The 12,382-nt window shown below is 60.6% G+C and carries 9 protein-coding genes; 3 read left to right on the forward strand and 6 right to left on the reverse strand.

Annotated features, from left to right (window positions below; translation table 11 throughout):
* Positions 1-38 precede the first annotated feature (38 nt).
* Positions 39-680, reverse strand: coding sequence for a cAMP-activated global transcriptional regulator CRP (gene crp, locus BM036_RS13430; RefSeq protein ID WP_091853186.1), 642 nt, complete (start codon positions 678-680; stop codon positions 39-41).
* Between the two features lie 289 nt (positions 681-969).
* Here crp and BM036_RS13435 point away from each other — a divergent pair, with 289 nt between their 5' ends.
* The 3 genes from BM036_RS13435 to BM036_RS13445 all read left to right on the forward strand — a co-directional run bounded on the left by BM036_RS13435 (position 970) and on the right by BM036_RS13445 (position 3,446).
* Positions 970-1,389 (forward strand): OsmC family protein, encoded by a 420-nt coding sequence (locus BM036_RS13435; protein WP_091853188.1) that lies wholly within the window; start codon positions 970-972, stop codon positions 1,387-1,389.
* A gap of 257 nt (positions 1,390-1,646) precedes the next feature.
* A complete protein-coding gene (gene speD, locus BM036_RS13440) occupies positions 1,647-2,438 on the forward strand; it encodes an adenosylmethionine decarboxylase (RefSeq protein WP_091853190.1) in 792 nt (263 codons plus the stop codon).
* A gap of 162 nt (positions 2,439-2,600) precedes the next feature.
* On the forward strand, positions 2,601-3,446 hold the full coding sequence (locus BM036_RS13445; protein WP_091853192.1) for a pirin family protein: 846 nt from the start codon (positions 2,601-2,603) through the stop codon (positions 3,444-3,446).
* A gap of 24 nt (positions 3,447-3,470) precedes the next feature.
* Here the strand turns inward: BM036_RS13445 and BM036_RS13450 are convergent, their stop codons facing one another.
* The 5 genes from BM036_RS13450 to argB all read right to left on the reverse strand — a co-directional run bounded on the left by BM036_RS13450 (position 3,471) and on the right by argB (position 12,359).
* Positions 3,471-7,247 (reverse strand): DUF1631 family protein, encoded by a 3,777-nt coding sequence (locus tag BM036_RS13450; protein ID WP_091853194.1) that lies wholly within the window; start codon positions 7,245-7,247, stop codon positions 3,471-3,473.
* A gap of 340 nt (positions 7,248-7,587) precedes the next feature.
* Positions 7,588-8,898 carry an amino-acid N-acetyltransferase gene (gene argA / locus BM036_RS13455; protein ID WP_091853196.1) on the reverse strand — a complete coding sequence of 437 codons (1,311 nt, stop codon included), beginning with the start codon at positions 8,896-8,898 and terminating at the stop codon, positions 7,588-7,590.
* Positions 8,895-10,016 carry an acetylornithine deacetylase gene (argE, locus tag BM036_RS13460; RefSeq protein ID WP_091853283.1) on the reverse strand — a complete coding sequence of 374 codons (1,122 nt, stop codon included), beginning with the start codon at positions 10,014-10,016 and terminating at the stop codon, positions 8,895-8,897. Before argE ends, argA begins: the two co-directional genes overlap by 4 nt.
* 109 nt (positions 10,017-10,125) lie before the next feature.
* Positions 10,126-11,394 (reverse strand): LSm family protein, encoded by a 1,269-nt coding sequence (locus tag BM036_RS13465; RefSeq protein WP_091853198.1) that lies wholly within the window; start codon positions 11,392-11,394, stop codon positions 10,126-10,128.
* A gap of 68 nt (positions 11,395-11,462) precedes the next feature.
* Positions 11,463-12,359: an acetylglutamate kinase gene (argB, locus tag BM036_RS13470; RefSeq protein WP_091853200.1), complete on the reverse strand. Its 897-nt coding sequence runs from the start codon at positions 12,357-12,359 to the stop codon at positions 11,463-11,465.
* Between the last annotated feature and the right edge of the window lie 23 nt (positions 12,360-12,382).

Consider the following 12,382-nt stretch of genomic DNA (forward strand, 5'->3'; position numbering starts at 1 on the left):
TCCTGACCGGAAACCAGTCAGGGAATGTGTCAGCCCGGTCAGCGGGTGCCGTAGACCACCATGGTCTTGCCCTTGACCTGAACCAGGCCCTGCTCTTCCAGGGTTTTGAGTACCCTTCCCACCATCTCACGGGAGCAGCCAACAATACGACCAATTTCCTGACGGGTAATCTTGATCTGCATACCGTCAGGATGGGTCATGGCGTCGGGCTCCTTACAGAGGTCAAGCAGGGTCCGCGCCACCCGGCCTGTGACATCCAGGAAAGCCAGGTCGCCCACCTTGCGGGTGGTCTGACGCAGCCGGGTCGCCATCTGCTCGCCAATAAAGTAAAGCACACGGGGATCCTGCTGGGCGATTTCCCGGAACTTGGTGTAGCTGATTTCCGCCACTTCGCATTCCGTCTTGGCCTTCACCCAGGCGCTGCGGGAATCCATATTGTCGAACAGCCCCATCTCCCCGAAGAAATCCCCGGAGTTCAGGTAGGCCATGATCATTTCGCGACCGTCTTCATCTTCTATGATGACGGTTACAGAGCCTTTAACGATGAAAAAGAGGGAGTCGCTCTTGTCACCAGCGTAGATAATGGTGCTCTTGGCCGGATAGCGACGGCGATGGCACTGGGACAGGAAATAGTCCAGGTGCTTGGTTTTCTGCTCAACAGGCCGGACGATGGTAGCCATGGTAAGTGTCGTGCCTCCTCAAGTGTCGCCGTCCGTGGACGTTTGTCGTTTATGAAGCCGCTCTCCTGCGACTGTTTTTTTTGTGCACGGGGGAACCTCCGTGGAGGGTACTCCGCCCAAATCCGATTTGGTATGTCGCTTTTATAGACGAAACAGTACTACGACTCATGATGGTAAGCCGGAGTCACAAACTCGTCCATAACGCACTTCTCAATAGCGAACCATTTCACAGGTTTTTGTGGCTTTGTGCTAGCATTTCGGGCCAGATTCAGACCAAAGGATAGATTCCATGAAAGCAACCATCGACTGGACCGGTAATGCCGGCTTCAAGGCAACCAGTGGCACCGGCCATGAAATCCAGATGGACGGTCCGCCGGACCATGGCGGCGAGAACCTGGGACCACGCCCCATGGAGATGCTGCTGATGGGCCTCGGCGGATGCTCCTCCTTTGATGTAATGAGCATACTGCAGAAGAGTCGCCAGGACGTCACCGCCTGTCAAGCCGAGCTGGAAGCGGAGCGGGCCGATGCGGTACCGGCCGTATTCACCAAGATCCACCTGCATTTTGTGGTCACCGGCAACAACCTCAAGGAAAACATGGTGAAACGGGCGGTCAGCCTGTCAGCGGAAAAGTATTGCTCCGCCTCCATCATGCTGGAAAAGGCGGGGGTCGAGATCACTCACAGCTACGAGCTCCGGGCCAACTGAGACTACAGGCCAGCCTGGCCCGCTGTCTTCGCCTCAATGCCCCGGATTCCTGTGATCTGACACGGCCGGACGCGATGCTAAAATGTGGTTCGAAAGGCTATTCAACCGCATAGGTGGTGTGCATAATACGCACCCTTCTCCGCCGGTCTGCGCACATAAAATGGTCAGTTATCGGTGGCGGCCTCTGCAGACCGGACCATCCGTGATCGATGGACGAGTCTGTACCTATACATCTCCATTTTCCGGAGGGGCTGAACATGGAATCCAAACTCCAGCTGCACGGGTTCAACAACCTGACCAAATCCCTGAGCTTCAACATCTACGATATCTGTTATGCGCAGACCGAAGAGCAGCGTGAAGCCTATATCGATTACATCGACGAGATGTACAACGCCGAGCGCCTGACCCAGATCCTCACCGACGTAGTGAAGATCATCGGCGCCAATATCCTCAATATCGCCCGCCAGGACTACGAGCCCCACGGCGCCTCGGTCACCATGCTGATCGCCGAACACGAGCTGACCGGCGGTGAGCCGGACAACGAGGAATCACCAGGTCCCCTGCCCGATACCATCGTGGCACACCTGGACAAGAGCCATGTGACCGTTCATACCTATCCGGAGAGCCACCCCCATGAGGGCATCAGCACGTTCCGGGCGGATATTGATGTTTCCACCTGCGGCCTGATCTCGCCGCTGAAGGTGCTCAACTACCTGATCCACAGCTTTGATTCGGATGTGGTCACGGTGGACTACCGGGTACGGGGCTTTACCCGTGACGTTGATGGCACCAAGCACTATATCGACCATGACATCAACTCGATCCAGAACTACCTGACCGAGGATACCCAGAACGCGTACCAGATGATCGACGTCAATGTGTACCAGGAAAACCTTTTCCACACCAAGATGATGCTCAAGAACTTCGACCTGGATAACTACGTGTTCGGCGTCAATGCCAGGGACCTGGGAGCCGAAGAAGCCGCCTCCATCGAGGAGCGCCTCAAGCGGGAAATGCTGGAAATCTTTTACTCCCGCAACGTCCAGTAAATCATCACTGACTGATCACCCGTTCCCGGCCTTCTGGCATCCATTACTTGCCAGGAGGCCTTGTTCAGTTTTCCTGAACACCGGGGCCGGAATTTTCCGGTTTTATCCTACCCCTGATCGTTCTCTAATGATGGCAACGAAGACTGTTGAACGGAGGCCATCATGACCGAACGTACTATCAAACGCGTTATCCCCGCCCTGGAAACCTCGGACGGTGCCGGAGTGCGTATCCGCCGCTCTCTCGGGCAGACCCAACTGGTGCGAATGGACCCATTCCTGATGCTTGACGAGTTCGGCTCAGACCAGCCACAGGATTATATTGCCGGCTTCCCCGCCCATCCTCACCGGGGGTTCGAGACGGTCACCTATATGATTGAGGGCCATATGCTCCATGAAGACCACCTGGGCAACCGCGGCAATCTGCGCAACGGTGGCGTCCAGTGGATGACGGCTGGCCGGGGCATCGTGCATTCTGAAATGCCGCAACAGGAAGAGGGCATGATGCGGGGCTTCCAGCTCTGGCTGAACCTGCCCGCGGCAGAAAAAATGAAAGCGGCCGGCTACCGGGATATCCAGCCAGAAGACATCCCCCGCATCGCACTGGACGGGGGCGAAGTCCGCCTGATCGCCGGCGAACTTTGCCTGGACGGCCAACTGCGGCAGGGAGCTGTCAGCGGAGGCTCCACCGAGCCTCTCTACGCTGACCTGCACCTCGGGGCTGGCGGCACCCTTGCCTTGCCGGTGGCGGCACACCTCAATGCCATGGTGTACCTTTACGAAGGCAGCGCCAGCATTTGTGGGCAGGAGCTGACCCGGTCAGCTGCAACGCTACTGGAGACGGGAGACCGGTTGGTGGTTGAGGCCGGCCCGCAGGGTGCACAGTTGCTCCTGATCGGAGGCCGCCCCATTGGCGAACCCGTGGTGCAGTATGGCCCGTTCGTGATGAACAGCCGCGAGGAAATCGAACAAACCCTGCGGGACTACCAGAGCGGCCGGCTGACCGCCTGACAGGAAGCCCGGGCTGGAGGAGGGTCAGACAGTCCCCAGGCGCTCCAGCAGCCCGGGCTTTTCGATGACATAGCCCTGGCCATAATCCACACCCAGCTTGCGCAGCATGTCCAGGGATTCCCGGCTTTCAATGTGGGTAGCGATAACTTCCCGGTTCAGGTAATGGGCCATTTCCACCATGGAGCGGACCATGGCCTGGTCGGTTTCGCTGTCGGCAATCTGGCCGGCAAACGCGCCGTCGAGCTTGATCATGTCCACCGGCAGACTGCGCATATACTGATAGGACGTAGGGCCTGCGCCAAAGTTGCCCAGACAGAACCGGCAACCGAGCTCCTGCATCTCGCCGATGAACTCCGCCACCGAATGCACATCCCGGATGGCAGCGACCTCGGTAATCTCGAACCACAACCGCTCGATGGGCGCATCGGCTTCGCTGAGCTTGCTGTAGATAAATTCCAGCAAACCCTCGTCGTTGAGGGAATAGCCTGACAGGTTAATGCAGTAACCCGGCTGACGCTCACCTCCGCTGCCCCCCTGGCGGCCACTCCGGGTCCGTAACCAGTCAAGCATGTAACCCACCACCCAGCGATCCACGAACTGCATGCGGTTGTAGCGCTCGGCCATACGCACAAAGTCTGCAGCGGTAATCAGCTCGCCCTGGTCATCGTACATGCTGATCAGCACTTCATACTGGGTGGTCAGGCGGGTTTCCTTGTGCAGCGGGATGATTTTCTGACATCTCAGCAGCATCCGCTCTTCGTCGAGGTCTCCCAGGCTGGCTACCTTGGCCGCAATCTGCTCCTGCTTTTCAAAGTTTTCCGGTTCGAGCTGGTAGACTTCGTATTTTCCGGATCCACGGGTCTTGGCCAGCTTGCAGGCCTCTTCGGTAGCCCGCAACCAGCGTCCGGCGGTGGTCAGCACCGGCAACTGGGGCGCCAGGCCGGCGCTGGCCGACAGTCGGTATTGGCGCCCCTGCCAGCTTAGCTCAAGATTCTCGATGGCATGGATGATACCCGACACCATGGGGCCGGCTTCTTCCGATGGTAGCAGGAAGCCAAATTCGTCCCCATCCAGCCTTGCCAGCGGCATACCGTCCACTACCTGGTCCCGAAGAATGCCAGCCACTTGCCGAAGGGCCTCGTCACCGGCCGCGAGGCCGGCAGTATCGTTGAGAAGCCGGAACTGACGCAGATCCAGCCGTACCAGGGTTCGCTCGTCCTCATGGCGGCTCAGCTGCTGCTCCAGCACCCGTTCAAACTCGCGGCGCTCCAGCAGTCCGGTCAGCTCGTCATGGGTGGATGCCCACGACAGCTGGTCGTAGACCTTGCGTACCATCCGGTCGATGCTCTCATCCACCAGCGGCCGCTCATACTGACTGTCAGGAACAATCAGCCCTTTCTGCATGCGCTCTGCCAGGTCGGCCAGTTCCAGCTCCACCACCCGCATGCCCTGGTGGTTAACAAACACGAACCGGTTGAAACCCCGGGCAATCCATACCAGGCGGATGTACTGGACCTGGTCGGCATTGGTCTGATCTTTAAGCCAGTCACCGGTACGCAACTTCTGGGCCCGGGCAATCCAGCGTTGAAGACGCTTCTGCAGGCGGTCCTGCTGTTTGCGATCCGGGTCCTCCCCGGGTTCGGTAACGGGCATGGAGACCCGCTCCACCGGTGTATCCGGCGAGCGTACCAGGAACTGCTTGAGCTCTTCCCGCACCTGGGTCGCCGGCAGGTGGTTACTGGAGATAGAGCCCAGGCCTTCCTGGATCAGTCGCAGCAACTCCGACAGGTTGATGTTCATCTCCGGGTCGTCGGCAAAGGCCATCAGCGTGTCAACCACGGACAGATAGTCCTGCCACAGCTGACTGTCCGGCCCCTGGCGAATCCAGGTCAGCGATAACAGATCCCGCCAACCGGCATTCAGCAGACTGACCACCGCCCGGGGCACCTCACGGCCACCCAGCCGCTTATCCAGTGCCCGGCTGACAGCTGCCTTGGAATCACTGACTTTCTGGGCGCCTTCGGCAGCGGCGGTGACCCGTTCCACATTGCGGCGATAAATCAGGTTCTGCCGGTCTATCAGCGTATCGAGCTCGCCCATGGCCCCCTCAAAGACCCGGGTATCCTGCTCGAATTCGGCCGCGATGCGACCAACAAGGTCGTCTACCCGGCGCTGTACCGCCGGGTTGGTACGGCCACCACGCATCCCCAGTTGTGCCAGTCGATTCATCACTCCCCGAACCGGACTTTCGATATCGTCAAAGAAGTCAGGATCCCGCAGCACCACCTTGAGCACAGGAACCTCGAGCTGACGCATCTGCTCGCGGGTATGGTCCGTCAGCCTGGGGCTCTCCACCACGCTACGAAAGAACCGGTCCACCACATCCAGGGCGGTCTGCTGTTCCTCGTCCAGGGCATGGTCGCCAGAGCTTTTGACCTGTTCGATCACACGCTCCTTGAGAGGCGCTGCATGCTCTTGAGGCTTCGCCGCTTTCTGCAGGGTATGGAGCTGGGACTGGAATTCGCCCTGGGACAGCGGGCGGGCATTTTCGGCGAACGGGGCCGGCGTGTCTCCGGCCTCCCGCCCGGCCTTGAGCGTTCCAATGAGGTTACGAACCGTGGCAAACGCCGAACGGGCCAGCGTCATCTGTTCCTGGAAACCCTGGCTGCGAGTTCCTGTCAGGGGTGCCAGGGCCGGCTGCGCAGACTTCCCCCCCGACGACGCGGGCGCATCCTCGGGCTGACCACTGACCGCCTCCGGGACAGGCTCTGGTCGAGGTGCCGGTTTCGGGGCCTCGCTGCGGGGTCTGCGCTCACTGAGATACCGGCTAAGGTCCAGATCCGGCAGGATGCCGTGGCGAACCAGGATCTGGTTGAGTTCTTCGTAAAGCGGACCGATTTTCTGCAGGACCAGGGTTTCAAAGGTTTTCAGGCAGATTTTTTCCACCGCCCGGCTGGTACGCAGACTTTCCAGCCCGGTATGAAAGGCTTCGCAGACCAGGGAGGGTCCCAGCGGGTTCTGATGGCCGGTGGCATTGGTAACACCAAGGCGATCCAGCCGCATGCGCAACTGGAGAAGCTCGGCTCGATACAGGGTATCAGCCTTGGTCACCATTACCTTGATCGCCAGCCAGTCTTCAAACTCCCCCTTGTCCACCAGGGACAGGCTGGACGGGGACTGGCCCTCACGCTGCGGTTTCAGCGGGGACTCCAGATACCGCGACATCAGCAGCCACATGGAGCGCTGTCGGCTTTCCACCTGTGCAGCCGCATCCATGTACTCATTCGCCTGCTGATCGTTGGCAGCCTTCAGGGCAGCCTGGCGCAGGTTTTCCGCCATGGCCCCGAAGCATTCAGTCATCAGTGGTTCGATGTGCTGTGACACACTCCGGGCACACTGCCGCAGGACAAACTGGACCCTTTCACTGGGAGGCTTGAGCGAGGCTCGTTCCTGGAAGGCTCCATCGGCGCCGCACTGGCTGAGCATGGCTTCGACAGCCTTCGGGCTGGAGCGGGTAAACTCGACCCCCATGGCACCGTCAATCAGGCGCACCGGCCGGGCCTCCAGCTGGTGACGCTCGCGCCCATCCCCGGTGCGGAAATGGAGGCCGAGGTCTGCGCCGGGGTATTTCTGGAGGTAGGCGCGAATTCTGGCGGAGGTATCGCCTGAATATCGCACGAACAATCCCTCTGCACAAAAGTCGGCAATCTGGCATGGCCACATCCCGGACTCCCCCAGGTCAACCTGGGCTGCCAGCTTGATGGGACGGCGGGGACTGGAGCGTCGTTCCTTCGGATCCATTGACTACCTGATCGATGGTATAGCCCGGCAGCACCTTGGCGCCAGCCGGGGCGATTCCCTTTAAGCGAGTGATAACGGACACCCGCAACGCTACCTCAGCAAACCGGAACACATGCCCGGCAAGCCCCTCCGAACGGGACGGGGCTCTGAGGTCAGTATAGCCATGATGGCCAGGAAACAAGGTCGCTGGAGACTGGCCCGGGGCATGGACCGGAACCTTTTGTTTCCAATTGTTAATGTGACTACTTTAACGACGGTTCGTCAAGAGAGTTCCCGGAAAATTTCGAGCAAATGCTCGCTCCTGAGTGAGGCTTCCACGCCTTCACCGGGCAGCCAACCCTCAGCCCAGTGTTTTGACGAACACCTTGGAATTGCGCCGTGTATTGTAAGTCGCCAGTTTCGGACCCGGCAGTGACTGGATCGTCGACGGCTCGAAGCCCCGTTCCCGGAACCAGTGTTCGGTTTGGGTGGTCAGTACAAACAGACGGGCCAGGCCCTCGCCCCGGGCCATGCGCTCGATCAGCGCGAGGATTTCATCGCCCCGGCCACCCCGGCGGTAGGCTGGATCCACCGCAAAGCAGGACAGTTCGCCGGACTGCTCTTGCGGATAGGCATAGAGAGCCGCGCAGCCGATGATCATGCCATCCCTCTCGGCCACCACGTATTGGTCGATCTCGGTTTCCAGCATCTCACGGGAACGACGCACCAGCACGCCCTGCTCCTCCAGCGGCTGGATCAGTTCAAGGATACCGCCGATATCCTCTACCCGGGCACGGCGGATCTGTTCATAGTTATCGTCGGTGACCAGGGTACCGGAGCCATCCCGGGTGAACAGTTCCTCCAGCACGGCACCGTCGCGCAGGTAGCTGATAATGTGAGCCCGGCGCACACCGCGAGTACAGGCATCGCAGGCTGCCCGCAGCAGGTCCGCATCATGGCCGGAAACCACACGTTCGGCTACCTTCTGCAAGGCCTGGCGTACGGTAAGCTCCCGTATCAGCGAACCGTCTTCGTCCAGCACTCCCTGGTCATCGGTGAACACGATCAGCTTGTCCGCCCTCAGGGCCGAGGCTACCTGGCTGCCCACATCCTCATAGGAGAGATTGAAGATTTCCCCGGTGGGAGAGTATCCCTGGGGCGGCATCAGCACGATGTGACCCGACTCCAGCAGCCGCTCGATACCGGCCGTGTCCACCCGGCGCACCCGGCCGGTGTAGCCATGGTCCACGCCATCCAGCACGCCCACCGGTCGGGCGGCGACAAAATTGCCACTACAAACGCGAATCTTCGCGCCGTGCATGGGCGAATTCACAAGCCCCATGGACAGCCGGCTCTCCAGCCAGGAGCGCAGACCGCCCACAGCTTCCATGACCAGGGGCAGGTCCTGTTCCGGCGTGACCCGAAGGCCTCCGACAAACTCTGACTGGTGCCCGGCCTGCTCCAGGCGCTGCTGGATCTGGGGGCGGGCGCCAAAGGTCACAACCAGGCGGATACCCAGGCTGCTGAGCAAGGTGATGTCATGGATGATGTTCAGCAGGTTATCACTGGCCAGGGCCTCGCCCCCCAATACCAGTACGACAGTGCTGCCGCGGTGGGCGTTGATATAGGGAGAGGAGTGACGAAAGCTGTGCAGCCAGTCGGATACGCTCATAGACAGAAGTGCCTGATCAGTTGTTTCAGCAGCGAAATAGTGGGGTTGACCTGGGCCAGGTCCAGGTATTCATCCGGCTGATGGGCCTGGTCGATGGAACCGGGGCCCAGAACCAGGGTTTCCAGGCCCAGTTTCTGCAGCCAGGGGGCCTCGGTGGCAAAGGCCACGGCCTCAGCCTGGTGACCGGTCAGCCTCTCACACACCTTGACCAACTCGGCTTCCGCCGGGGTTTCAAACGGGGGTACACCGTCGAACAGGGGTTCGAAGGTCAGTGACAGCTCCCGACGGCGGGCCAGGGGCCCAAGCCGGGTGAGAATGGCCTGGCGCAACTCGCTCATGTCCATGCCCGGCAGGGGACGCAGATCAAAATGCAATTCGCAACGGGCACAGATCCGGTTGGGGTTATCGCCACCGTGGATACATCCCAGATTCATGGTGGGATACTGCACCCGGAAATGGGGATTGCGATGGCGTTCCTGCCACTGCCCTCGCAGGACCAGTAGTTCATTCATGGCCTCGTTCATGCCTTCCAGCGCATTGCGACCAAGGGAAGGGTCCGAGGAGTGCCCTGACTGGCCTTCAAACACCAGCCGCTCCATCATGATGCCCTTGTGCATCCGGATGGGTCTCAGCTCGGTGGGCTCACCGATCACCGCGTAACGGGCCCTGGGATAACCTGCCTCCGCCAGGGCCCGGGCGCCATTCATGGAACTTTCCTCGTCGGCGGTGGCCAGCAGGATCAGCGGCTGTTTCAGCGGTTGCCGGGCCGCCTCCCTGGCGGCCTCGATAGCCAGGGCAAAGAATCCCTTCATGTCACAGGTGCCCAGGCCGTACAGGCGGTTGTCGCGCTCGGTCAGGGTAAACGGGTCACTTTTCCAGCGCTTGTCATCAAAGGGAACTGTGTCGGTATGGCCAGACAGCACCAGCCCGCCAGGGCCTGAGCCGAGTGTGGCCACCAGGTTGTATTTCCCCGGCATGCCCGGGACTGGCAGGATCTCGTTACGGAACCCGAGCGCACCCAACCACTCCGCCAGCTGGTTGACCACTGCTTCGTTACTGTGATCCCACTCGGCGGATGCGCTGCTGATAGACGGGATACCCACCAGGCGCTGCAGCATGGTGTGTACATCCGGCGGCCCGGGGTTCTGTCCGGACGAATTACGATGGGTCTGATCGGTCATCTTGCCAGGCTCCTGCAGGGTCAGTCAGGGCGCGGAGTGGCGATTGTCAGTCTTCTGCCGTCTGGCCCCGGCGCCAGACGGCCAGCTGATCTATGGCACGACTCGCCATGGGGTAGGCCACTTCACCACCGTCCACCGGGCGCGCCACTTCCACCTGTCGCTCGTCAACACGTATAAGCCGGCCTTCAACGGTACGCCCGTTGCTCAGGGTAACCCGGACGGTGTAACCAAGCCAGTCACCCGCATGTTCTGTGGCAACAACCTGCCAGCCTGCGACCATCGGACTCTTTTCCGGGTCAACCACAGGCTCCAGCGCCTGCTCGGGTACTGTCGGCGTCACCGGTTCTATCGCGGAGAGATAGACATCGGGCACCACAGCCCCGTTGTAGGAGACTGCCAGGGCAGGCGCAGCCTCACCTCCTTCAGTCCCGGAGTCGTTAGCATCCCGCAACGGAATACCCGCCCAGGCCGCTTTCGGGTCCAGCGATACCACCAGCTCACCGCCTTCGGTCAGCCATTGCCGGTAGAGGGCCAGTAGTTGGGGGGACGCCTGCAGGCCACGGCTTTCCAGCCCTTCCCGGAAGGATGTCATGACCAGGTCCGCCCAGGCAGCTGCAGGCAGGCCCGTCTCCCTGGCGCAATACGCGGTAACGCGGCGCATCATGCCCCCGTCTCGCAGCACTACCTGGACGGTCTCGGCCGAGGGGGTAAGGTTGACACCGTCCGGATCCAGCCTTACCCGTGCCCCCTGCCAGAAAACCTCGACGCCCCCTGACTCCCGGGAGTGTATCTCCAGCCTGACCCCACCGGACGTCTGGCGCACCTGGGCATCGCCCGCCAGTTCATTAATACCCATACGAACCAGGTCGCCACTACCGAGCTGCTGCCTGGCATCCGGGCCACATACGGGCATGAACAGGGGGCGTGGCGCCAACTCATCGGTATCCGTCACCCAGTTACGCAGCATGGCGGCGTCCAGGGGCAACCGCCAGCCGGAGGCTTCCAGCCGCCAACTGCGCGGCAGGTCATGGGCGCTGTGAAGGCCTTTCAGCAGCGCCAGTGGCGACCCTGCCTGCAGGTGCAGCCGTTCAATCGTCAGGGGCTGGGTCAGACGGAACGACTGAAAGCGGGTGTTCTCCAGGACAAGCTCACCACTCACCCCTGAGCTGATACTGCCCCGCTCCAGCGCCCCATGGTCTGACAGGGATCGGCGCAACTCCGCCATGGTCTGGTCCGCGTACCACCAGACCGCACCTTTGTACGCACCCCAGCCTGCGAGGACCAGGATAACAATCAGCGACAACAGTTTTCTCAAGGCTTCCTCTCCCTGCGGGGACACACGCTGCAGCAGCTACCCGGGCCGTTTCAGGCGATAGCGGGGAATCAATTCCGGGAAATCAGCGTACCCACACCTTCGTCGGTAAAGATTTCCAGTAGGGTGGCATGTGCCACCCGGCCGTCGATGATATGGGCCGTCTTTACCCCGTTCTCCACGGCACTCAGTGCGCAGCGGATCTTGGGTAACATGCCACCGTGGATGGTGCCATCCTCGATCAGGTCATTGACCTGGGCTGCGGTCAGGCCTGTAAGCACCTGGTCGTCCTTGCTCTTGAGGCCGGACACGTTGGTTAGCAGGATCAGCTTTTCCGCCTTCACTGCCTCGGCCACCTTGCCAGCCACCAGGTCAGCATTGATGTTGTAGGAGGCGCCGTCGGGCCCGACCCCGATGGGCGCAATGACCGGTATCACATCGCTGTGGGTGAGCATGTCGATGACCTTGGTGTTCACCTGGGCCACCTCTCCCACGTGGCCGATGTCGATGATTTCAGGACGGCTGACCTCGTCGGACTTGCCCACCACTTCCAGTTTGCGGGCGCGGATCAGGTTGCCATCCTTGCCGGTCAGACCAACGGCGGTGCCACCGTGGGCATTGATCAGGGAGACTATTTCCTTGTTCACCTGGCCACCAAGAACCATCTCTACCACATCCATGGTCTCCGAGTCGGTAACCCGCATCCCGTTGACGAAGTGGGACTTGATGTTGAGCCGGTTCAGCAGATCGCCGATCTGGGGGCCGCCACCGTGCACCACGATGGGATTGATGCCCACCAGTTTCATCAGCACCATATCCCGGGCGAAGCTGCTCTTGAGCTCCTCGTTTTCCATGGCGTTGCCGCCGTACTTGATCACTACCGTCTTGCCGGTAAACCGCTGGATATAGGGCAGGCCCTTACTCAGGACGTCTGCCACCTGCATTGCCGTATCACGATCCAGTGCCATTAATCTTGCCTTATCGAGAGTTC

It is taken from the genome of Marinobacter segnicrescens, from assembly GCF_900111555.1.
In the GTDB taxonomy this organism is placed as follows: domain Bacteria; phylum Pseudomonadota; class Gammaproteobacteria; order Pseudomonadales; family Oleiphilaceae; genus Marinobacter; species Marinobacter segnicrescens.